Consider the following 20,689-nt stretch of genomic DNA (forward strand, 5'->3'; position numbering starts at 1 on the left):
CGCTCACCCTGCCTGTCCGGCGCCGGCGCCGGCGCCGTACTTGCTGAAGCGGTTCGGCCCGGGACAAGCGGTCCGGACCAGATCCTCGGTGACCACGTACCCGAGCGCGGCGAGCACGTCGCCGAGCTCCGCGTCGGCGCGCTCGAGCTTCGCGCGCGCCTCGGCGAACCGCGCCTCCCATTCTGCGCTCCAGCCCTCGGCGCCGCGCACCGCCGACCAGAAACGGAAGAGCGTGGCCGCCTCGTAGGTTTCCCGCGCGAAATCGTCGAGCGGGATCGCGCGCCCCGACCACGGCGACGAGCGCGTGTTGCTCGAACGGGCCGGGCGTCCGTCGTCGCGCTCGAAGTGGAGCCCGAGGAACAGCTCACGCGCTGCGCCAGCGACCAGCGCCGAGGCGAGGTCGAGGCCGACGAGATCGGGCACCCGCACGCAGGCGGTGTAGCGATCGGCCGGCACAACCTCCGGCGGCGCGAAGGCGATGATCTCAGCGCCGAGCGTGACCACGTAGGCGATCGGGGTGCGGGCGATCTGCGCGAGGGCATTGCGCGCGCGCGCGATGTCGGCGTCCGCTGGGGCGCGCATCCAGGTCCGAGGGCCGAGCTCCCGGTCCTCCGAGCGGACCAGCAGGAATGCGCCGCCCTCTGCGCGCACAGCGCAGGGCAGAGCCTCCGGCGCGGGAGGGAGCTCGCCGTCGATCGCGTCGAGCAGCGCGATCCACGGGCGCGCCTCGTAGGGCGGCCCCGCCAGGCGGCGCACCCTCCGCGCGCGCCTCCTCGGGTGAACGTGAAGGAAGAAGCGGTGGACCTGGAGCCCGTCGGCCAGGATCTCCCACGCCTCCAAGAGCGGAGGCTCGCTCGCAGTCGCGCTCATGCTCCTTCGCGTCTCCTCTCGATCGAGCAAGGAAGGCGGCGCTCGAGCGCTCGAGCTCGCGCGCCGCCTTCGTGTTCACCCGTCAGTCCTTCTTGCGCGCGGCGAGCTCGGACTGCAACGCCTCCCAGTCACGGCCGGAGCCGTTGCTGTGGTGGGCGCTGCTGGCGGTCTCTTCCGCGTGGAGATCGAGCGCGCGCAGCGCGCCGACGAACGATTCGAAATCCAACGTTTCATCTTTGTTCACGGCTTTTCTCCTTCGTCTTGAAAACCGGGGTAGATTTCGTTCAGGCCTTCTCGAATAAGTCGATCCCCGACGTCGCCGATGGCCGCCTCGATGAACGGTGCGACTTGGCGGAGCCGGAGGAGCTCGTAGCCGCGGCGGTCATGGCAATACCGCACCTGCTTGTCAGGCAGGAGGCCGGCGCCGCCGAGGCGCGCCAGCCGGTCGTAGTAGAGATAGACGATGGAGAACGCCCACGCCCCGTGCACGATGCCGATCGCCGGCCGATCGACTCCTCGCCAGGGAGAGGGATAGAGCCTCGACGTCCTCGGCTGGACGCGCCTCGCACGGACGAGGAGGTTCAGCCAGGTGTGCGCCGCCTCGTGCAAGAGGCACTCGCCCATGCGCAACGGAGACTCCGTCCAGTCGGTGAAGTTGGTGCCGACGAACGGGTACAGAGTGTATCCCGTCAGGCTCTCGTCGAGCGTCCGATACCGCAGCATGACCAGGATCGCCGACGCGCGGTCGGCCAGGAACGACAGGCCCGACGCCTCTATCAGCCGGCCCATCTGGTCGAACTCGGCCTGCGACAGCCCGCGAGGCGCGCTCGACGAGAGCGCCTCGTCCGAGACGATGTAACAAGGGGTGTCGAAGCTCGCGTCAATCTCCGGCCGTCGGAGGCAGAGGCTCGCGTCCACCGTCAGCCAGGAGCGGCCGCGCCAGGCGAGGAGACGGGCGGACGGGACGGCGTCGGAGCGAGACCACAGCGCGAGCGCGCGGCGGGCGAGCTCGCCGTCGCGCGTCTCGGCGGCTTGCTTGCAGGCGAACAGCGTGTGATCGACGAGGGCGCCGACGAGGCGCGCTTCGAGACCCAGTGCCGCGGGATCGAGCCCGGGCGAGAGGCACCTCAGCGCCGCGATTTTCCGCCGGAGGGTGTCCGCGTACGCGGGCGCGAGGACGGCATCGTAGTCCCTCATCCAGCGATTCATCCACATGGCGTCCACCTTGGCCGTCACGAGGCCCGGGCCCCCAGGCGGCGGGCGACGTGCTCGATCACGCCCCCTCGGTACTCGCAATACTCGTCGTAATACCGGGAGCCCGAGTACCTCTTCCGCGTGGCGAGACAGCCGCCGTTGCACGTCGTCCGATAGGCGCAGCCCGCGCACTTCGAGAACAAGGCCTCGAGATCGGCGCGGAGCGGAGCGTTGGTCCTCAAGTCGACGAGGCAGTCCAGATCCTCGATCTCGTCGATCGAGCGGGCAAGCAGTGCGTCCGGCATCGAGAGCTCGTCGCAGCTCCCGAGGCGCCCGTCGGGGTAGAGCGTGATCACGCTCGTGCATTTCCGGTGGTCGTAGACGCAGAACTTGCTGCGCTTGCCGCCGAGGACCCGGAGGATGCTCAAGAAGGGCTCAACCAGGAGGCGCTTAAACGCCTTCGCCTCCACCCAGTGATCGTAGAAGACGCAGAGGAAGTCGCGGAACTCGAGCGGCGTCAGACCCCAGGCCGGCACCCCGCGGCCGCTCGGGTCGAGCACGGCAAGCGAGCGCGCGTTCACCCTCGACGAGGCTGCCACCTGGAAGTCGAAGCACGGGTTGAGCTTGAGGAACGTCACCGCGGGGAGGTTCAGGAAATATTCGAGCAGGCGGCGGGGATCGCCGCAATTCCCTCGGGTCACCGTCGCGATCGCGCCAACCTTGATGTTGGCCTCGTGAAACAGCGCGAGCGCCCGCTCGACCTCAGCGTGGGTCGGCCGATCCTTGTAGTCCACCCGATGTGCATTCTGGGCCGCGTCTCCGTCGATCGATACGCCGAACTCGATCTCCGGCCACTCCTCCAAGAACAGATCGATCCAGCCTCGGTCGACGAGGATCGCGTTCGTCTGTATCGCAATGCGAAGCTTGCCGGTGTACGCGCGGCACTCGCGGAGCAGGCCGCGCATCCGCTCGCGCCCGACGAGCAGTGGCTCACCGCCGTGGAGCTCGACCGAGAGCGGCCGTCCCTTCGCCTTCGCGAAGAGCGTCCGGAGCAGCTCGCGCGTGATCGCGAAATCGTCGCTCGCCGGCTTCCGCTTCTCGTAACAATAGGCGCAGTTGATGTTGCAGACGTCTCCAGGGAGCTTGAGGATGATGCTCAGCGCCTCGCCCGGCTTGGGGACGTGGAGCAGGATCTCTGGTGCTGCCGTTTGGGTCGATGGCGTCAGCGCATGACTCATGCATCACCTCACGCTTACCGTGCTTGTTTATCTAGGCTACCCCCACGGAGCGATGCTGGCCAGATGTGCCGAGCGAGACACGTTGCATTCGTCATGGGCTGATCATCAGCTGATCAGCTCCATTGCCATTGATGCTTCCTTGGACGCCCACGAACGTGTCCGCGACAGAGGGCAGTAGCGGATTTTTCGCCGTCGAGCGCCCCTGCGAGACTCGGCGCCTCCCCGCGGGAGGCCCGGGCACGTTCGGGGCCCGAGGCCGCGTCGTTCTGTTCCAGGCTCTCGATGTTGCACGGCGCGGAATTCAGCCACCTGCGGCAGTGTCACCTTGATGGCCTGCGCCTCGGGCGGAAAGCCCTCGAAGCTCAGGAGTGGGGTCAACCAGACGAGCCTCGGACACGACTGCGCGGCCTTCCGACCGTCGCCTCCGGCAGAGTAGCGCGGCGCATCAGAACACCGGGCGCAACACCGAGCGCGTCAGCCAGGCGGACGAGAATCACGACCCCGAGGTTCGTCTTTCCCCTCTCGACGCGCTGCAGGAAGCCGGTGCTGATACCCGTCGCTTTGGCGAGTGCCTCCTGGCTCAGACCGGACCGTACACGAAGCCGATGCACGTTCGCCCCGATGTACTCGAGCACCGCATCCGCATGATCGCCCTCCATACCTGCGGCGTCCCTTCCGCGTCCTGCGAAAACGCAACCTTTAGGTTAGGTTCCCTTGACTGCCGTGGTTCGCGGCGCATAAGCTGCGGGCAGCGCAACAAGTGCAGCCCGCGGGCGCGCCAACGCCCCGGGCTGCGTGGCCGAACCCCGCTTGCACGAGGTCCGACATGGAAACAGTACGTCCACGCCCTGAACAGGGCCAAGAGATCGATCCGTCCTCCCGCCGTCGACCCCGCCCCGCTGCTTGCAGCCGGCTCGCCGGTCCGCCCAGAGTCCGCCACCAGCTATCTCACCCCGCCGTCTACCTCGAAACCACCGCGCTCCTCGAACAGCGGCCGCTCATCCGCAGCACCCTCCGCGCCCGCGGCGTTCTCCCCGCTGATCTCGACGATGTCACGCAGGAGACCGTCCTCGGCGCCTGGCGCAGCATGCGCGCCGGCCGCTTCCGCCCGCCTCCGGCTCTTGCTCCCGCCGACGCCCTCCGCACCTGGCTCGCCGGTGTCGCCTCGCGACAGGCTTCGCACTACCGAGACAAGGCCTACCGCCGGCACGAAGCGCCCCCGCTCGATCTTCAGCGTCTCTCCACGTTAGCCGCCCCCTCGCCGGAGGATCGCCTCGTCGCGCGCGGTTTGCTTCGTGCCTTCAACCGCCTCCGCCCTGAGCTTCGCGAGGTCCTGGCGCTCACAGCCACCGGCCTGACGATGCTCGAGATCGCCGAATCCCTCGCAATTCCAAGGCCGACAGTGGCCACGCGGCTCCGTCTGGCGCGGCGCCTGTTCGCCCGCTCCCTCGCTCGCTGCCGGAGGTGGTCGCGATGAGCCGCGCCGTGCAGAGCGCCTGCATGAAGGCGCCCGCGGATCTCCTCCCAGCCCTCGACCCGGCGCGGTTAGCCGCCGCGAAGGGGGCGCCATGAGCGATGCGGCCGAGAGCCCTCCTGCCGCCCCGCTCGTCGACGTGCCCACCGCCCCGGAGGCCACGCTCGTCGACCTGGTGCTCGGCGTGCCCGGTGCGGCGTCGCGGGTGCTCGGCATGCACGGCCTGCTGGAACTCGGGCGCCTGACGCCCCATGCGGTCGCGCAGCGGACCGAGCTTGCGCCCGAAGACGCGCTGCGGCTGCTCGCCGCCCTCGAGCTCGGGCGGCGCGTACACGCCGCGCGCACGCGCCGCCCGATGCGCTTGCGCTCGCCTCGCGACATCGCCCGCTTCTTCGAACCCATGCTCGCCCACCTCGTGCACGAGGAGCTCTGGATGGCGGCGCTCGACGTCCACCACGGCGTGCGCGGCGTGCGCATGCTCTCGCGCGGCGGACTCATCGGCACCGTGGTACAGCAGACAGATGTGCTGCGCGCCGCGCTCGAGATGGCCGCCACCTCGTTCGTGCTCTGTCACAACCATCCAAGCGGCGACCCCAAGCCCACCGACGAGGACGTGTTCCTGACCAACGCCGTGGAGCACGCCGCGCACCTGCTCGGCTTACCTCTCGCTGATCACGTCATCGTCACGCCCGCCGGACGCTTCTCCTCCGTGTTCCGCCGCTGACACGGGTCCGTGTCTTGCCGCCGGGTCTTGCACGACGCCAACCGATGTCGGCGATAACCGCCATCGCGGGCATCTCCTCACTGTTGGCGCTCTCGGTAGACGATGGCTGGATGCCACTTTTCGCTCAGGCAGGACGATGGCTCGCTCACGCGCCCGATGGCCATCGCGCATCCGGTGCCCGGAACCCCCGCCGGAGGCTCCGTCCGCCCATCGCCCGCGCGACATGGCCGCCGGGGAGCGCAGGGCGCGTCAAGGGCGGCGCAGCCGCCGAGCCCTGCGAGGGAACCCTCTACGCGTCCGAGCACCCCGGCACGCTCAGCCCGGCGATGGGCCGACCGTCACGCCCCTGACCGACGCTCGCTCACCAGCGCGATGGCCATCAGCCAGCCCGAGCGGAAGACCATCAACCAGCCTGACTCTCAACACCTCACGCAACATCGCAGGCATCTCAACGCAGGGAAGAGCTCCTGGGCAGCTCGAGTCGGCGGTGCCTGAAGCTCCGAGCTCGACCTGGCGACCTCCTGGCTCTGCCGTCAGGGTACTCCTTTGGATGCGGATTCTTCCAGTCCTGCCGCAACGCTTGGGATCAGGTAGCACGCAACCGTCCTCGGCCGTGCTGCTGCCGTCCAGACCGCCAGGCTGCGCATCACGTCAGGCCCGAGGGGCCTACCTCGGTCGGACTCGGCGCGCGTGCCGACAGCGCGCCCTGGGTGCCCGGCCTGCGGCAGACGTCGCAGGAAGACACCCCTGGCGATTCTCCTTGCGTTTGAGTACACTGTTCGTGCATTCAGGGGCAACCTCTAACCCTTCAGTTCTGCGTCTCACGTGGAGAGCAAGATGAAAATCGCACCCTCGGCCGACCGGACCATCCAGCTGCCAGGCGGACGCAAACTGATCGCGACGCCCGTCCTGGACACGTACTGGAAATTCGCATGCAAGCGCCAGGACGTCTTCATGCGACGAGTCTCGAACGAGCCACCTCCGTGGACCGACGATGAGATACTGCTTGCTCATAGGTTCACGAACGTCTACCGAGCGTCCGATCGCGTAAGCCAATATCTAATCCGTAGAGTGATTTACAATGGTGATCAATCTGCGGAAGAGGTGTTCTTTAGAGTTTTACTATTCAAGCTATTCAATCGCGTCGAACCTTGGGAGCTGCTTACTGACGCTTTCGGTTTGCCCGAGTGGCGAACGTTCAGTCCAGCGCGGTACGAAGCAGTCCTCGATGCCGCAATGGTGAGAGGCGAAAAGATCTATTCGGCTGCGTACATAATGCCCTCGCCAAAATTTGGCGCGCAACGAAAGCACGGAAATCACCTTCGCCTGATTGATTACATGATGAGAGACGGGGCTGCGCAGAAAATTGCCCGTGCCAGCTCGTTAGAGTCCGTCTTTCGGACACTGCGCGACTATCCGTCACTTGGCGATTTTCTAGCCTTCCAACTAGCGATTGACCTCAACTACAGCGAAATGCTCGATTTTTCGGAGATGGATTTCGTCGTTGCAGGTCCGGGAGCTCGCGACGGCATCAAAAAATGCTTCCGAGATTGTGACGGGTTGTCAGAAGCGGATGTCATTCGCGCGGTTACAGACATGACCGATCACGAGTTCCACCGCTTGGACCTCTGCTTCCAGTCACTTTGGGGACGTCAGCTACACTTGATCGACTGTCAAAACCTATTTTGCGAAGTCGACAAATACGCTCGCGTTGCGCATCCAAACGAGCAAGGCGCGTCTGGTCGAACGCGCATTAAGCAGCGATTCGTCGCCGCCTCGCAGACGCTTCCTCAGTGGTACCCGCCCAAATGGAAACTGAAACCAAGCGTGGTCACCGGACCCGACTTCGCACAAAAGATGCGCGTGCGCGGGAAACGAGTGAAATCGCAGCAGGTGCAACTTTTTAACAATCTAGGGTAGCTGAAATCACGCCGGCGCTGGAGCGAACTCTAGCGAACGCGCGCCAAGGTCTCCGCGCACCAGCCCTCCATTGTTCTCGCGAACAGCACGCCAAACGCGAAATCCGAGCAGTATCGCACGTTCCCACTCTGCTTCGGACCGTACACGCACTTCAAGGTTGGCAGTCAGTCGCTTGATGGTTAGGAGGAGATCCCAGTCGACACGCTCCACGCCGGCTAGGAAATTGTGGCGCACAGCGTACTCGTAGACCAGCGCGGCTATGGCCTCCTCGATGACGGCAGCGCGCCCGCCGTCCTCAACCTCGTCAACCTTCGGCATGTCCTTACGCTTGCGCTTCAAGAGGCTTCGCAAGACAGGCGACCACCCCAGAACCGCAGCGTTTGCGAGGTGCAAGACGTCGTGGAATCTGTACCCGTCGTCTTCGTAAGCGTTGTCGGTCAGTGGATCACCAACCGGCTGCCCGGTGGGGTCGTCTGGATCGAGAAGCACAACCTTGTGTGCCCCGTTCACTTCACGGTACGCAATGATGTACGCAAACGAGCGCGGAAGCTGCTGATGGGGTTCACAAGCGTCGTCGAAGAGCACTGCCGCAGGGCTCTCCCCAACCCATCGGTCGCGCGTCTTCTCGATGTTCTTGTGCGCAATAGTCTCAAGTGAAAGATCGTTCTTCGTCGCAACGTTCGCAACGTACCAAAGAATGTCACCGAGTTCCTCAGCCACGCGCTCTTTGAATAATTTGTGCGCAGGACCGTCACGTAGTTGCTTCTTGTACTCTGAAAGGAGTGTCCCGGCCTCGCCTGCGAGCCCGAGAAGCGGAATGATCAGCGCATCGCCTTCATTGCCGGGCCTCTGATCTGTCTCCTGCGCCAACCGTTGGAATTCGTCAATATTCATTCTTCTTCTCCAATCGCAGCATTATTCTTGTATTCGGCCGAGCGAAGCTCAGACTCCCCCACGTCGAGCACCCTTTTAACATGCTTGATGCTCACATCTCGAATGGCGATCCCGGTGAAACACGTCATTCTAGCAAGCGGAACACCTAGTTCGTGCGCGGCAAATTGGCCAAGGTGGCAAATGCCAAGATAATTTCCGTACGCTCTCTCAACGAGGTACTGGGTAGCGTAGAACGCGTTTACTGTGAGTCCGCGTTTTGTCGGAGCGAACGTTACGTGTTGCAGGCAAGGAAATCCGAGCTGAGCGGACGGCGAGTGGTCTCGCGCCGGGTCAAACACGGCCAGCTGCAGAGCACTCCGACGGACGCCGCGCCGGCTGGTCGCCTGGGAGAGCACAAACTGTAGCTGATTCTCTGCGCCCTTCGGTCCCCCTCGGGTGAGGCGTTCAAAGTAGAGCCCGCGTGTGTTCTTCCGCCATCCCGCACGTAGCTTCGGCAGGATGGCCTCGTAGCGCTGAAAAAGCTGTGCACGTGGCTGCCTTGGGTTCCAAAGCGACTTCGGGAAGATCGTGCCCGCCACGGTGGAGCACTGCTGCTTGCCTAGTGCTAACAGAGTTTCGTCCAGGACTTTCCGAATTGCACCGTTCTCTCTGACGACGCCGTCATCGAAACCAGTAACGGATACGATTAGAGGCGCGACTTCGCTGCCGCCACGGTTGACCGTAACAAGACGCATGGCACGGATCCATGCGAATGATAGATTATCGTCTTCAATGTAACGTTCACTAGATTTCATAGTCAGGATCTTCAAAGTGGCGATAGACACTCAATCCGCGATAATGACGTTTGGAGACTCTCACCGTGCCAGTCCAACGTAAACTGGCCACGTGCGCAATGCCCGGTGCAACACCGCGAATGCAAGCAGTGTCACCGATAAGTTCCCGCTGAACCGACGTTCCTGAACAGATTACGTTGGGAGGTGGCAGCACAAGATCGCCGACCTCGATATCTACTGGTTGAGGACCCCAGTGTTCGTCGACGACCACAAGACTTCCGTCGACATTCACGCCTAGTAGCTGGCGGCGCAGCGTCTTCGGAGTGTGTCGTCGAAGGTTGCGTGCGTGCGTCGCAGAGACAGTACAGAGCACTCGCTCCATGCAGGCGATGAGTGTAGTGTAGCCGACACCGAAGGTGCACGCGACGGTGTACACCTGTGCCGGCGTGCACGAACCCATGTGCCAAGCTCTTTCAGCGAAAGCGCGTTCCACGGCGACCTTGGGCATAAGGAGGGCGGTTGCAAAACGGTTAGCACTGTACTCCGCCGGGTCGAGTCGATCCTCACTCAAATTCTGCGCGAGAAGCTCGTCAATTCGAAAGCCGTGACCAAAAACGTGGTGCCCGACTTCGTGGGCACAGTTAAACGCCCGACGTCCTCGCGGACGCATGCTACCAAGTACTATCGTTGGTCCTTCTGGCGAGTACATTCCTTCAAGACTGGCGAGAGGCTCGAAGCGAACTCGAATGCCTAGCTCTTCGGCAACGCCGTACGGGCACACTGGCCCGTCAAAGCCACGCTTGAGCCGTGCTCGCAAGCGCAGCGCGGCCGTTGCCGCCTCGCGGGCAAGAAGGAGCCTCGCCGTCATCGCTTGGTCCCACCTGCGTTCGGCTCGCGCAGCGACGACAACAGCGCCAGCACACGGTCAAGGTCGTCCTTCTTGAGCTTCGCTAGCTCCCGGGCTGCGAGTTCAACCTTCGCTTGGTGAGGGTCATCGCTCCGTCTACCCTCTCCGGAAAGCCAGGCCACTGACACGTGGTAGAGCTCCGCGAAGCGCGTCAGTTCTTCAGCTTGAACGCGGCGAACCCCAGCCTCGATCTGCGAGATCGTTGGTCGGTGCATGCCAAGCATCTTTGCGACCTGTCCTTGCGAGAGGCCAGCTTGCTCACGAGCGATCCGCAACCGACCGGCGAGCTCGCTCCGCAGTTCCGTCATGCCGCCCTCTGGGATTCCAAGCTCTTGGCGATGCGATCGACGACCTCCTTCAAGCGGACCGCTCGTTTCTTACTGTCTGAGACGAAAATGTTCTCAGTGCCCAAGGAGCACCCAAGCGCGGCCTCGATCCTGACGGTCACCTCCAGACCTCGAAGGCTGTCGAAACCTTCCAGATCCCCGATCGGCCTTGTCGATTCGTCCAGAGTTGGACACTTGCACCCGCTGATCTGCTGGACGTCGACCAGCACTTTAATGAGGGCTTCCTTGACATGCTGTGTGGTTGTTGATGCTGTTACCATCGGTAAGGAAACGTTACCACTTCGTCTGGCGCTGTCAAGGGCGGCGGTGAGACGCGATGGGTCGGTAACGTCCTCGCATCGCGTCCCCGAGGCGAGTTCCGTCCTGGATGTAATTCGGTCGACTAGTACGTTGCGACAGGTTTGCAAGGGGGCCGTTGCACCATCCGCGTCGTGCGTCTGCGCGGCGACCTTGCGGAGTGCCGTGCTCCGCCGGCTCGACCGGGAAGGGACGCCGTGCTCTGCCGGCTTGACCCGGGAAGGGGCGCCGTGCTCCGCCGGCTCGACTGAGGGTGCCCCCCACGCCGAGATCCACGTGGGGCGTGGAACGGCGGCGAGGCCGACGAATGATGGGTGTACGTCGAGCGGCTCGGTGGCTGCTTAGATCGCGACGCGGCCGGGGATCGATGGGCGCGCTGGCGCGCGCAAATCGCGCGCGCCAGCGTGTCCCCGTCGAACGTCGGCGGGAGTCGGACGGCCGCACCGTCCGGCACGACGATCTCCAGCGAGCGTGCCCTGCGACGTCGGGTGCAACGTGACCGGACGGACTGGGGGGGACAGCCCTAAAGTCGCGGTGGATCCCACCCGCCCGTGTGCTGCATCCCTCGCCAGAAGAGCGCTTTGACGCCTGGACCCGAGACAGGAGCCGCGTGCGATAGCTCCGCTCGCTACGAGCTATGCGGGGCTGAGCGAAGGGTGGCCGCCAGCCGTCATCTACAGGGAAGCCAACACCCGCCGACATGCTCGCCTCCCCGAGCTGCTCGATCTCTCGCCGGAGGTGATCCGCCAGTCTCCCGAGTTCCGCACGCTTGTACTCCCTCGTTCCTGTCCGTGTACCGAGCCATCGACCGCTCCCTCACTACTCTGCTGCAGCGCACTTCCGCTGTGGAACGAGACTCGTCGCTCCGCTCCGAGCGCGTCATCGTGCTCCGGAACGGGTGTCTGAGCAGCGCCAAGAAGATGGGGGCCCCCGGGCGTCCTCCTGAGCGCGTTCTTTGAGGGGCGACAAACGAAGCCCCCTCAGAAAACTTGTCGAAGTCCTCCGAGGGGGCTCGCCTCCGAGTTGCCAGAAACGGAGGAGCCCATGTTCGATCAATTCACGCTCAAGGGCGAGTTCTTCGCGACGTTGGAGGCCCTGGACCGGGCGATCGCGCGGCGGGTTGCGGCGAGCCGGTGCCCGGCGTGCGGGGGGCCGCTGCACGCGGGCAACTACACCCGCAAGCCGCGGGGCGCGCTCATCGCGCCGGAGGGCGAAGCGTTCGTCGTCCGCTTCAGCTTCTGCTGCGGCCGCGAGGGGTGCCGGCGGCGCGCGACGCCCCCGTCGCTTCGATTCCTCGGCCCACGCGTGTACCTCGGCGTCGTCGTGATCGTGGCGAGCCTCGCCGCGCAGGCGCTCGGCACCGCCGGCGCGCAGCCGACCGGCGTTCCGCGGAGGACGACGCGCCGATGGCTCGCCTGGTGGCGCGGCCCCTTCCTCGCGAAGGAGGTCCTGCTCGCGATCCGCACCCGGCTCGTCGGCGTCGATATCGGCGGGATTCCAAGGTCGATCATCGAACGGCTTCCCGGCACGGCCGACGAGCAGATGGGCACGATGCTCCACCTGCTCGCGCCGCTCACGACGGGCTCGGTCCTCGATGGATCACGTTTTTTGAGGGACATCGCATGACCACGGCGCCACGCAGAAGATGTCATTCGGCGTGGATTCCGCGGTGAGATAGGGTTTCCCCGCCCGGTAGGTCCGTTCGCCGACCGCGCAGGAGACCTCATGAGCCACGAGCACCGGACGCGCGCGCGCCCGCCAAGGGCCCGTCTGCGCCTTTCGATCCGGAGGAGGAATCGATGAGCCACGACGACCAGGCGCCCATGCGCCTGCGCTGGGCGCGGATGCGCTTCTCCATCATCAGCCACCTGCTCGCCTCTCCGCCGGAGCCCGGCGAGCTCGCGAGTCGGATCGCCGAGCTCGCCGCGAAGTCCTGGCGACACCCGACCAAGGGCTCGGTGATCCGGCTCTCGCCCAAGACCATCGAGCGCATGTACTACGCGGCGCGCAGCGCGGATGACCCGATCAGCGTGCTCGCGCGCAAGGTCCCGAAGCACGCCGGCTCGCAGCCGAGAATCACGACAGCGGTCGCGTCCGCGATCGAGAGTCAGTATCGCGATCACCCGCGCTGGACCTGGCAGCTCCACCACGACAACCTCGTCGCGCTCGCAAAGACAACCCCCGCGCTCGACCCGGTGCCCAGCTACACCACAGTGCGCCGTTTCATGAAGGCCCACGGCATGTATCGCATCCAGAGGAGGCGCCAAGGCAGGGCGGTCCAATCGGAGATCGTGCCGCGCGAGACGCGCTCGTACGAGCTGGCCTATGTCAACGCGCTCTGGCACTACGACTTCCACGAGGGCAAGCGAAAGGTCATCACGGCCAGCGGGGAGCTGACGACACCCTATCTCTTCGGCCTGCTCGACGACTGCTCGCGGGTGTGCTGCCACGCGCAGTGGTACCTCGACTGCGAGAACACCGAGAACCTCGTGCACGGCTTCAGCCAGGGGATCCAGAAGCGGGGGCTGCCGCGCGGCGCCTACAGCGATCGTGGAGGTGCCATGAAGGCCGCCGAGATGCGAGAGGGGCTCGAGCGGCTCGGCATCGCGCAATATCTCACGCTGCCGAACAGCCCTCATCAGAACGGCAAGCAAGAGCACTTCTGGACGCTCGTCGAAGGGCGGCTCATGCCGATGCTCGAGGGCGAACCGAACCTCACGCTCGACTTGCTCAACACCGCGACCCAGGCGTGGGTCGAGCAGGAGTATCACCGCACCGTCCACGGCGAGCTCAAGAAGACTCCGCTCGAACGCTACCTCGAAGGCCCCGACGTGAGCCGCCCGAGCCCCGACTCCGAGGCGCTGCGCCGGGCCTTCCGCATGGAGATCTCGCGCCACCAGCGCCGGAGCGACGGGACGGTCACGATCGAGGGCGTGCGCTTCGAGGTTCCCTCGGCCTACCGAGTGCTCGAACGTCCACGGATTCGTGTCGCGCGCTGGGATCTCTCCAGCGCAGAGCTCGTCGACCCGCGCTCGGGCGCGCACCTCGCCACGCTCTTTCCGCTCGACAAGGAGAGGAACGCGGACCGCGCGCGTCGCGCGCTCACCGAGATCACCGCGCCGCTGGCTCCGTCGAGGAAGCCCCCCGGTATCGCGCCGCTCCTGCGCCAGCTGATGGCCGAGTACGCGGCCACGGGCCTGCCGCCCGCCTACCTGCCCAAGAACACGGAGGAGGATTGACCATGATGAGTCGACTCCTGTCTCTCTACAGTTTGAAGTACATTCCCTTCCGCGCCGATGTACCCGCGGAGGCCCTCTACGTCTCGCCGCCCGTCGACACCTTCCTTCGTCGCGTCGAGCTCGGTTTGGCCCACGGCGGCTTCGCCATGCTCACCGGCGATCCCGGCACGGGCAAGAGCATCGCTTTGCGCCTGCTCGCTGCGCGGCTCGGCGCCCTGACCGACGTGGTGGTCGGCACCATCGAGCATCCCCAGAGCAGGGCCGGCGACTTCTACCGCGAGCTCGGTGATCTCTTCGGAGTCCCGCTCTCGTCCAGCAACCGCTGGGCAGGTGTTACTGAGCACCGTCGTTGATGCCGATGGTGCGCCTGTCGATCCAGCTCTTTGATGGCAGGGTGCTCGACCCACCGAAGAACACCATCACCGAGGCGGATCAGGTGCGATGACGGGGATGTCCGAGGGCAGCAAGCTGCCAGGGGGCTCCCCGGCCATGCATTGCGCCGAGTCCGACAAAATTCTCAGCGTAGCTACTCCTGAGCATGCTCGCGTTGGTCGAATCCAGGAGCACAGGAAAAGAGGGAGCGCGCATTCCGTTCGCCTCTCGAAAATTACCAGCACGACTCCTCGCCCGTCGGCGTAACGAACGGAGTAGGTCAGCGGCAGGAGCGGAGCATCGGCGCGGCGCCGGCCACAAAATAGGCGACGGGAGGAGCTCGTTTGGCCGCGTGCCCCCTCCCGTCGTGCTCCGAATCGCTTGAAAGAGCGGAGCCCTCAACAGATCGTCCATTTGGACCTCGATGTCAAAGGCTGGCTCGCTTCCCCGCCCACCGTAGAGCGCGCGCGGCCAGCCCGCTGCCCCCGTTGCGGCGCGGCGGGGTGCCCGCTGGGGGGTGGGTTGGGGCTGTGGGGTCACGGAACGCGGTCGCGGCAGGTGCGCGGGCCGCTGGCTGCCGGCGAGCGCGGCGGACTCGTCACGATCGAGGCGCGCCGCTATCGATGCCGCCGCTGCAGCGCCGCGATCACGGTCGTGCCGCGGGGCGTCGCGCCGCGACGGCACTTCGCCGCGACGGCGATCGGTCTGGCCCTGCTGCTCGTCGGCGTCGCCGGTGCAGCGCTCATCGAGGTGCGGCGGCGCGTCAGCCCTTGGTCCGCCAGCTTCGATGCTGACAGCTGGGTGACCGTGCGGCGCTGGCTACGCGCCATCGACCAGGAGCGCCTCTTTGCGGCGGTCCGCCCCAGTCCCCTCGTTGCAACGCTGCGGCAGCGGGCCGAGCGGGCCGCGATGACGCTCATCGCGATGGCGCCTTTTGCGGCCGAGGTCCCCGAGGCCGCCGTCATGGCGGGCGCCGTGCGGGCTGCGTGATGGCAAGCGGCCCGCTCGCCGAGCTCATGCCGGACCCCACCCGGTTGGATCCTCGGTCGGCGAAGCGCATTGCGCTTGGATGGCTGTGCGGCCGGTGCGGTGTCACCGGCGCGGAAAGGACACGACGTGCAAGACCCCCTCCAGCCGAAGGACCACGCCGAAGCGGTGGCGCTCTATCGCAGCGAGATCATTGGCTCGCTCATGCACCGCGAGCTCGACCGCGGAGAGCTCGCCGAAGCGCTCGCCGACCTGAGCAAGCAGCGGTTTCGCCCACCGCGCGCCCATTCTCCGTGCACTTACTCCGTCCCCACGCTCGAGCGCTGGTACTACGCGTACAAGACCGAAGGTCTCGAGGGCTTACGCCCCAAGCCCCGCAAGGACAAGGGGCGGGCGCGCGAGCTCACCCCCGAGCAACGACAGATGCTGCTCGAGATCCGAGAGGAGCACCCGAGCGCCTCGGTCTCGCTCATCCTCGACACCCTGATCGCGGCGGGCCGCATCGACAAGGGCACCATCTCCGCCACCACGGTGCGACGGCTGTACGCCGAGCACCACCTCGATCGCGTCGCGCTGCGCGATCGTACGGGCGGCAAGGTGCGGCTGCGCTGGCAGGCCGAGCATCCCGGCGCTCTGTGGCACGGCGATGTATGTCACGCGTCGCCGATCCTCGTTAACGGCAGCCCGGCGCCGGTGCGCATTCACGCGCTGCTCGACGACGCCTCGCGGTACGTCCTCGCGATCGAGGCGATGAGCGCCGAGCGGGAGGTCGACATGCTGGCGCTCTTCATCCGGGCGCTGCGCAAGCACGGCGCTCCCGACGCCCTCTACCTGGACAACGGCTCGACCTACCGCGGGCACACCTTGCACCTTGCGTGCGAGCGACTCGGCACCACCCTGATCCACGCCCGCCCGTACGACGCCCCCGCGCGCGGCAAGATGGAGCGCTTCTGGAGGACGTTGCGCGAGAGGTGCCTGGACTTCACCGGAGCGCTCGGGTCGCTCCACGACCTCAACGTCCGGCTCTACGCATGGGTCGACGAGCACTACCACCGCACACCGCACGCGGCGCTCTTCGGCAAGTCCCCCGCGCAGGTCTACGAGGAGTATCCCCACGTCACCGACGACCTCGACGAGCGGAAGCTGCGTGACGCGCTCACGACCCAGGCCCGCCGGCGCGTGCGGCGTGACAGCACGCTCTCGATGGATGGGGAGGACTGGGAGACCGATCTCGGCTTCCTCGCCGGCCACCTCGTCACGGTGTCGAGGTGCCTCGTCACGCCGAACGAGCCGCCCTGGATCGAACACGAGGGCAAACGCTTCGCCCTGCACCGGGTCGATCCGGTGAAGAACGCCCAGCGGCCGCGACCGGCCTGCAACCTCGATGTCGCTCACGAGGCGCGCGTCCCCTTCGACCCGCCGAAAGCGCTCCTGGACAAGGCTCTCGGACGGACGCCTCGCGGTGACGAGGAGGGATGACCATGGACTTCTGCAGCTACTTCAGCTTCACCGCAGAGCCATTTTCCAAGGAGGTCGAAGACGGCGAGCTCTGGCTCCCCCCGTCCAAGCAGATGCTCCTCGATATGCTCATCGAGGCGGTGCACGCCAGAAAGAGCGTGCTGCTCGCCGGTGACCCCGGCGTCGGCAAGACGTGTCTGCTCCGCGCGCTCCGTCATGCCCTTTCGCCGCAGACGTTTCGCTTGACCTACTGCGCCAACGTGACGCTTGGACGCCGGGACTTCTATCGCCAGCTCTGTCTGGCCCTCGGTCTCGCGCGCTGCAGCACCGCTGGAGACGTCTTCTACGCGGTCAGCACGCACGTCGAGGAGCTCGCGAAGGAGCGCGTATTTCCGGTCTTCGTCCTCGACGAGGCCCATCTACTTCATCAGGACACACTCGATCATCTTCACATACTCCTTAATTACGCCTGGGATAGCCGCGCTTTGCTTTCGCTCGTGTTGCTTGGCTTGCCCGAGCTCGGCGAGCGGCTCCGCGTGCGCCGCAATCGCTCCCTGTATTCACGCCTCCATTACCGATTGACCATTGACCCGCTCACGCCGGACGATACGGCCGACTATCTGCGTGTACGTCTCGGCCGAGTCGGCTGCACGAAAGAGCTCTTCACCTCGGACGCGATCGCGATGCTGCACGAGGCGGCCGCTGGCAGCCTGCGCGACACCGATCGACTCGCCACCGCCGCGCTCCGCGCCGCTGCGCGCAAGAAGCGCAAGCTCGTCGAGCGCGACGTCCTGAGCCGCATCCTGCAGCTGGACGCAGAGGAGGCCGGATGAACCCCGTCCCCCTGGCCGAGGGGGACACGCGGCGCGGCGACGCCGCGGGCAGCGCAGCCGCCGCCCTCGTCGCGGCCCTCGCGCTCGCCCGCGACGCGCTCACCGCGCGCTACCCGGGCGACCCGGATCCGCTTTGCCCTCGCCTCTACGCCGTCGACGTCGTGCTCCACTACCTCAATCGGCTCGACGACGCTCTCGCTCGCTACCACGCCGTCCTCGACGGCGATGACCGCCTCCCCCTCCGCATCGACTGAGAGCGCCGGCGCTCTGCGACCGCCGCAGTCACCCGGCGCATCGCCTCGCTGCAATCGCGGTGAGCGGAGATCCAGCTCGATGATGGCCATCACAGAGCCGGATCTTCCGGCCATCAAACAGCCTGCTCGGTAACAGCAGGCTTCAAGGCGCTTCGCGCGCGCTGGGCCGAGCACTTCGCCACGACGCTTCGCCGGCCCGTGCTGATCCTCGATGAGGCGCAGGAGGCGAGCACGCCCGTGCTCAACGAGCTGCGCATCCTCTCCAGCAAGGACTTCGATTCGAGGCAACTGCTCTGCGTGGTCTTCGCCGGCGACTCCCGTCTCCCCGAGCGTCTCCGCACCGCCGAGCTCTTGCCGCTCGGCTCGCGCATCCGTCGCCGGCTCGTCCTCGACTACGCCTCTCGCGACGAGCTGCTCGCTTGCCTCGACCACGTGCTCGCCGCTGCGGGCAACCCCTCCTTGATGACCGCGGAGCTCAAGGCCACGCTCGCCGACCACTCCGCCGGAAACTACCGCGTGCTCATGAACCTCGCCGACGAACTGCTCGCTGCCGCCGCCGAGCGCGAGCTGCCGCGGCTCGACGAGAAGCTCTTTCTCGAGGTCTTCGGCGCGGCCCCGAAGCCCAAGTCCGCGAACCGCAAACGGTGAACCCGGAGGCCCCCATGCCACGCACCACCAACGTCACGCTGCCGATCCCCGAGCCCCTCGCGCTGCTCGACGCGACGCTGCTTTTCCTCATCCAGGTCCTGCTCGCGCAGCACCCCGATCTGCTCGCGCCCCCCGAGGCGCCCGCGCCCCGCAATCCGGGCCTGCGCGCCGCCAGCCGCATCTTCGAGGCCGTCCGCGAGCTCCACGCCGCGCTCGACAGCTACCGCGCCTTCCTCCCTGCCGATCACTCGCGGGCGCTCGGCGACGAGCAGCCCGGCGACGACATCCCGTTTTGAGGCGACCCCGCCCGCGCACGGCTCATCACGCCGTGCGTCCCTCGATCTTCGCGCTCAAAGGCCCTCAAACTTCGTGCTCGTGTCCGTCCTGGCGTCGCGGCCCGGCCATGCCCAACGCCGCGACCGCCATGACGCCGCGCGTCCCTCAATCTTCGTGCTCGGCACCCCCTCAAACTTCGCGAGCACGCTCATGTCCAAGTCCCGGCGGAACAGATGTCCGAGTGTGTCGGAACACGTAGCCTCACCAAGGTACCTCTTGCCTGCGCCGTCTTGCCGGTCTACTTGAGCACAGCCGTCCGGTGCGGCTTCATCTCCTGCAGCTCCTTGGCCCTGTCGCCTGCCCCCTGCCGTCGGGTAAGCATCGGCCAAATTCCGCCAGAATGAAATAATCTAGTATGACCGCCATAACGATATCTCACGATGCTCCCGGTGGACACAGCGCTGACGAGGATGGTAACGGTCCGAACATAACCGTACAATGTTCTTTTGAAGCGATGGAGGACATGCGGCTGACGGCGATCAGGCATTCAGCCGAGAAACTAATGGTGCAGGTGTTCAACCATAAAATGGAACTCACGGCACCAGAGATTATTAGGCCGGTCTGGCACGTTCAGGAAGCGGTCTGGCCGGTGCTTAAGCTGCCCGAATTTGCCAATACCCAGCCGAGCAAAGTCAAGCTTACGCTCCTACCACTCAATCGCATCGGCCAAATGGAAGGCCGAAGTGGAAGTCTAGTATTGATCGGCTACTTTTCTGAGGAAAACCTCGGTCGCCTCTACTCCCATCCGATTGTAATCAAGACGCTAGCTCGATCCGGTTCGAAATCCAGCAAGTTGCGCGAAGAGCATGACAATGCAACAAGCATCAAGCCTTTTGCCTATGACAATAAAGACAATTTTGCCATACCGCTGTTTCTGGACGAAAGACAAGATGGGTATGATGTCCTATGGTCGATCTGTTCGGCTACAAGCTCTATAAAGAACGACGGTGAGGTCCCAAGGTTCGATGTAAAAGATCTTCGTGGCCCCCTCACGCGTAACGATAGCGATCGGGTTATCCAATCTATTAATTCTGTTTACGATCTGCTTAAGAATTGTCATCGTCGATTTGGAATGGCCTCCAGGATTGAAGTGAAGCTGGGCGATGAGTACGCTTGGTATTTGCGCGGAATGTGGGACAATGCCGTAGGGAGGTGGGGGCAGAGGTGGCAAGACGTTTGGGGGGCCGCTGACCAGAAATTTATCCGCGGATCCACCGGATCGGCTATAAACCCGCTTTGGGTAACTGAGAAACTAGCTTCTATGAGGTGCCCGATGCGCATGGGTGCTATTCATGGTGATCTGCATCCGGGCAATGTCATCCTGCGCGACCACGGTTTGCCCACTATTATTGATTTTGGCTGGGCACAGGATAGGGCGCATGTTGCTAAGGACTTCGTGTTGCTTGAGTGCAATTTGCGGTTCTTGACGCTTCGGACGGAACTTCGAACAGACGAGGTCGAGCCCTTTGCGCGCTGGGTCGGGTGGAACTCTGATCCTCCCGAACAGCTATGCGATTACCTGAATACTCGAATCAATATGATTCGTCGACTTCGCGAGAAGGCGGCTGAAGTATTTCCCGGCGATACAAATTGGAATCAGGAGTATGTTGCTCCACTGTTCTTGGTGGCAATGGGCTTGTTGCGGTTTGCGCCTCAGCTAGGGAACCAGCAGGCAGCCGTTAGATTTGTCGAATTGACTGCCAATTTTCTGACGGATGCGTTTGGGTGGCAATAAAATATTTCATGACACCTGTCATTTTCGACAAATCTGATTCGGTGCCGGTCAACACGATCGATAGCGCGAGCTTCCCTCGCCCGACGGCTTCCCTCATCGTCGTTTACGAGTGTGAACGCGACCGCTGCCTGTGACGGTTGAACGCGGCCGTGCTCTGGGACGCTCTAGATTCCTCCCATCTTCCTTTCC

General features: G+C 65.0%; 23 protein-coding genes. 13 read left to right on the forward strand and 10 right to left on the reverse strand.

Going from position 1 to position 20,689, the window contains the following annotated elements:
* Positions 1 to 3 precede the first annotated feature (3 nt).
* The 5 genes from WME73_RS04090 to WME73_RS04110 all read right to left on the reverse strand — a co-directional run bounded on the left by WME73_RS04090 (position 4) and on the right by WME73_RS04110 (position 3,961).
* Positions 4 to 870, reverse strand: a complete 867-nt coding sequence (locus WME73_RS04090; RefSeq protein WP_437914800.1) for a hypothetical protein — start codon at positions 868 to 870, stop codon at positions 4 to 6.
* Positions 871 to 952: 82 nt separating this feature from the next.
* On the reverse strand, positions 953 to 1,114 hold the full coding sequence (locus tag WME73_RS04095; protein WP_437914801.1) for a hypothetical protein: 162 nt from the start codon (positions 1,112 to 1,114) through the stop codon (positions 953 to 955).
* A complete protein-coding gene (locus tag WME73_RS04100) occupies positions 1,111 to 2,067 on the reverse strand; it encodes an aKG-HExxH-type peptide beta-hydroxylase (RefSeq protein WP_437914802.1) in 957 nt (318 codons plus the stop codon). Before WME73_RS04100 ends, WME73_RS04095 begins: the two co-directional genes overlap by 4 nt.
* Positions 2,068 to 2,102: 35 nt before the next feature.
* Positions 2,103 to 3,302, reverse strand: a complete 1,200-nt coding sequence (locus WME73_RS04105) for a radical SAM protein (protein ID WP_437914803.1) — start codon at positions 3,300 to 3,302, stop codon at positions 2,103 to 2,105.
* 374 nt (positions 3,303 to 3,676) lie between these two features.
* Positions 3,677 to 3,961, reverse strand: a complete 285-nt coding sequence (locus WME73_RS04110; protein ID WP_437914805.1) for a helix-turn-helix domain-containing protein — start codon at positions 3,959 to 3,961, stop codon at positions 3,677 to 3,679.
* A gap of 167 nt (positions 3,962 to 4,128) precedes the next feature.
* Here WME73_RS04110 and WME73_RS04115 point away from each other — a divergent pair, with 167 nt between their 5' ends.
* From WME73_RS04115 to WME73_RS04125, 3 genes are all read left to right on the forward strand, one after another.
* The gene (locus WME73_RS04115; RefSeq protein ID WP_437917346.1) at positions 4,129 to 4,779 is read left to right on the forward strand and encodes an RNA polymerase sigma factor; all 651 of its coding nucleotides are present in this window, start codon (positions 4,129 to 4,131) and stop codon (positions 4,777 to 4,779) included.
* A 91-nt stretch (positions 4,780 to 4,870) separates the two neighbouring features.
* Positions 4,871 to 5,500 (forward strand): JAB domain-containing protein, encoded by a 630-nt coding sequence (locus WME73_RS04120; protein ID WP_437914806.1) that lies wholly within the window; start codon positions 4,871 to 4,873, stop codon positions 5,498 to 5,500.
* Between the two features lie 837 nt (positions 5,501 to 6,337).
* On the forward strand, positions 6,338 to 7,420 hold the full coding sequence (locus WME73_RS04125) for a nucleotide kinase domain-containing protein (protein ID WP_437914807.1): 1,083 nt from the start codon (positions 6,338 to 6,340) through the stop codon (positions 7,418 to 7,420).
* A gap of 6 nt (positions 7,421 to 7,426) precedes the next feature.
* Here the strand turns inward: WME73_RS04125 and WME73_RS04130 are convergent, their stop codons facing one another.
* The 5 genes from WME73_RS04130 to WME73_RS04150 are packed head-to-tail and all read right to left on the reverse strand — an operon-like array spanning position 7,427 to position 10,601.
* Entirely contained in the window at positions 7,427 to 8,314 is an 888-nt protein-coding gene (locus WME73_RS04130; protein ID WP_437914808.1) for a MazG nucleotide pyrophosphohydrolase domain-containing protein, read from the reverse strand.
* Positions 8,311 to 9,108, reverse strand: a complete 798-nt coding sequence (locus WME73_RS04135; RefSeq protein ID WP_437914810.1) for a thymidylate synthase — start codon at positions 9,106 to 9,108, stop codon at positions 8,311 to 8,313. The genes WME73_RS04130 and WME73_RS04135 overlap by 4 nt, the downstream gene beginning before the upstream one ends.
* Positions 9,098 to 9,955, reverse strand: a complete 858-nt coding sequence (locus WME73_RS04140) for an ImmA/IrrE family metallo-endopeptidase (RefSeq protein WP_437914812.1) — start codon at positions 9,953 to 9,955, stop codon at positions 9,098 to 9,100. The genes WME73_RS04135 and WME73_RS04140 overlap by 11 nt, the downstream gene beginning before the upstream one ends.
* Positions 9,952 to 10,302, reverse strand: coding sequence for a helix-turn-helix domain-containing protein (locus WME73_RS04145; protein WP_437914813.1), 351 nt, complete (start codon positions 10,300 to 10,302; stop codon positions 9,952 to 9,954). Before WME73_RS04145 ends, WME73_RS04140 begins: the two co-directional genes overlap by 4 nt.
* Complete coding sequence (locus WME73_RS04150; protein WP_437914814.1) at positions 10,299 to 10,601, reverse strand: acyl carrier protein; 303 nt, start codon at positions 10,599 to 10,601, stop codon at positions 10,299 to 10,301. The genes WME73_RS04145 and WME73_RS04150 overlap by 4 nt, the downstream gene beginning before the upstream one ends.
* A 1,081-nt stretch (positions 10,602 to 11,682) precedes the next feature.
* Between WME73_RS04150 and WME73_RS04155 the strand changes: the two genes are divergently transcribed.
* The 10 genes from WME73_RS04155 to WME73_RS04200 all read left to right on the forward strand — a co-directional run bounded on the left by WME73_RS04155 (position 11,683) and on the right by WME73_RS04200 (position 20,500).
* Positions 11,683 to 12,264, forward strand: coding sequence for a hypothetical protein (locus WME73_RS04155; RefSeq protein ID WP_437743788.1), 582 nt, complete (start codon positions 11,683 to 11,685; stop codon positions 12,262 to 12,264).
* A 173-nt stretch (positions 12,265 to 12,437) separates the two neighbouring features.
* The gene (locus tag WME73_RS04160; protein WP_437914815.1) at positions 12,438 to 13,877 is read left to right on the forward strand and encodes an IS481 family transposase; all 1,440 of its coding nucleotides are present in this window, start codon (positions 12,438 to 12,440) and stop codon (positions 13,875 to 13,877) included.
* A gap of 2 nt (positions 13,878 to 13,879) precedes the next feature.
* On the forward strand, positions 13,880 to 14,230 hold the full coding sequence (locus WME73_RS04165; RefSeq protein ID WP_437914817.1) for an AAA family ATPase: 351 nt from the start codon (positions 13,880 to 13,882) through the stop codon (positions 14,228 to 14,230).
* A 400-nt stretch (positions 14,231 to 14,630) separates the two neighbouring features.
* Positions 14,631 to 15,239, forward strand: a complete 609-nt coding sequence (locus WME73_RS04170) for a hypothetical protein (RefSeq protein ID WP_437914819.1) — start codon at positions 14,631 to 14,633, stop codon at positions 15,237 to 15,239.
* A gap of 126 nt (positions 15,240 to 15,365) precedes the next feature.
* Positions 15,366 to 16,715: a helix-turn-helix domain-containing protein gene (locus WME73_RS04175; RefSeq protein WP_437914820.1), complete on the forward strand. Its 1,350-nt coding sequence runs from the start codon at positions 15,366 to 15,368 to the stop codon at positions 16,713 to 16,715.
* A 2-nt stretch (positions 16,716 to 16,717) separates the two neighbouring features.
* Complete coding sequence (locus WME73_RS04180) at positions 16,718 to 17,527, forward strand: ExeA family protein (RefSeq protein ID WP_437914821.1); 810 nt, start codon at positions 16,718 to 16,720, stop codon at positions 17,525 to 17,527.
* Positions 17,524 to 17,781 carry a hypothetical protein gene (locus WME73_RS04185; protein ID WP_437739712.1) on the forward strand — a complete coding sequence of 86 codons (258 nt, stop codon included), beginning with the start codon at positions 17,524 to 17,526 and terminating at the stop codon, positions 17,779 to 17,781. Before WME73_RS04180 ends, WME73_RS04185 begins: the two co-directional genes overlap by 4 nt.
* A 69-nt stretch (positions 17,782 to 17,850) precedes the next feature.
* Positions 17,851 to 18,429 carry an AAA family ATPase gene (locus WME73_RS04190; protein ID WP_437917347.1) on the forward strand — a complete coding sequence of 193 codons (579 nt, stop codon included), beginning with the start codon at positions 17,851 to 17,853 and terminating at the stop codon, positions 18,427 to 18,429.
* A 14-nt stretch (positions 18,430 to 18,443) separates the two neighbouring features.
* The gene (locus tag WME73_RS04195; RefSeq protein WP_437743785.1) at positions 18,444 to 18,725 is read left to right on the forward strand and encodes a hypothetical protein; all 282 of its coding nucleotides are present in this window, start codon (positions 18,444 to 18,446) and stop codon (positions 18,723 to 18,725) included.
* Positions 18,726 to 19,120: 395 nt separating this feature from the next.
* On the forward strand, positions 19,121 to 20,500 hold the full coding sequence (locus WME73_RS04200) for a phosphotransferase (protein WP_437914822.1): 1,380 nt from the start codon (positions 19,121 to 19,123) through the stop codon (positions 20,498 to 20,500).
* The last annotated feature ends 189 nt before the right edge of the window (positions 20,501 to 20,689 follow it).

The sequence above is a fragment of the Sorangium sp. So ce302 genome (assembly GCF_051530145.1).
Lineage (GTDB): Bacteria > Myxococcota_A > Polyangia > Polyangiales > Polyangiaceae > Sorangium > Sorangium cellulosum_B.

Coding starts and splice junctions, on each gene's coding strand:
- WME73_RS04145 (WP_437914813.1), bottom strand. CDS start 10,302: ATGACGGAACTGCGGAGCGAGCTCGCCGGTCGGTTGCGGATCGCTCGT.
- WME73_RS04130 (WP_437914808.1), bottom strand. CDS start 8,314: ATGAATATTGACGAATTCCAACGGTTGGCGCAGGAGACAGATCAGAGG.
- WME73_RS04110 (WP_437914805.1), bottom strand. CDS start 3,961: ATGGAGGGCGATCATGCGGATGCGGTGCTCGAGTACATCGGGGCGAAC.
- WME73_RS04155 (WP_437743788.1), top strand. CDS start 11,683: ATGTTCGATCAATTCACGCTCAAGGGCGAGTTCTTCGCGACGTTGGAG.
- WME73_RS04200 (WP_437914822.1), top strand. CDS start 19,121: ATGACCGCCATAACGATATCTCACGATGCTCCCGGTGGACACAGCGCT.
- WME73_RS04150 (WP_437914814.1), bottom strand. CDS start 10,601: ATGGTAACAGCATCAACAACCACACAGCATGTCAAGGAAGCCCTCATT.
- WME73_RS04165 (WP_437914817.1), top strand. CDS start 13,880: ATGATGAGTCGACTCCTGTCTCTCTACAGTTTGAAGTACATTCCCTTC.
- WME73_RS04185 (WP_437739712.1), top strand. CDS start 17,524: ATGAACCCCGTCCCCCTGGCCGAGGGGGACACGCGGCGCGGCGACGCC.
- WME73_RS04195 (WP_437743785.1), top strand. CDS start 18,444: ATGCCACGCACCACCAACGTCACGCTGCCGATCCCCGAGCCCCTCGCG.
- WME73_RS04105 (WP_437914803.1), bottom strand. CDS start 3,302: ATGAGTCATGCGCTGACGCCATCGACCCAAACGGCAGCACCAGAGATC.
- WME73_RS04160 (WP_437914815.1), top strand. CDS start 12,438: ATGAGCCACGACGACCAGGCGCCCATGCGCCTGCGCTGGGCGCGGATG.
- WME73_RS04100 (WP_437914802.1), bottom strand. CDS start 2,067: ATGAGGGACTACGATGCCGTCCTCGCGCCCGCGTACGCGGACACCCTC.
- WME73_RS04135 (WP_437914810.1), bottom strand. CDS start 9,108: ATGAAATCTAGTGAACGTTACATTGAAGACGATAATCTATCATTCGCA.
- WME73_RS04115 (WP_437917346.1), top strand. CDS start 4,129: ATGGAAACAGTACGTCCACGCCCTGAACAGGGCCAAGAGATCGATCCG.
- WME73_RS04120 (WP_437914806.1), top strand. CDS start 4,871: ATGAGCGATGCGGCCGAGAGCCCTCCTGCCGCCCCGCTCGTCGACGTG.
- WME73_RS04090 (WP_437914800.1), bottom strand. CDS start 870: ATGAGCGCGACTGCGAGCGAGCCTCCGCTCTTGGAGGCGTGGGAGATC.
- WME73_RS04140 (WP_437914812.1), bottom strand. CDS start 9,955: ATGACGGCGAGGCTCCTTCTTGCCCGCGAGGCGGCAACGGCCGCGCTG.
- WME73_RS04180 (WP_437914821.1), top strand. CDS start 16,718: ATGGACTTCTGCAGCTACTTCAGCTTCACCGCAGAGCCATTTTCCAAG.
- WME73_RS04125 (WP_437914807.1), top strand. CDS start 6,338: ATGAAAATCGCACCCTCGGCCGACCGGACCATCCAGCTGCCAGGCGGA.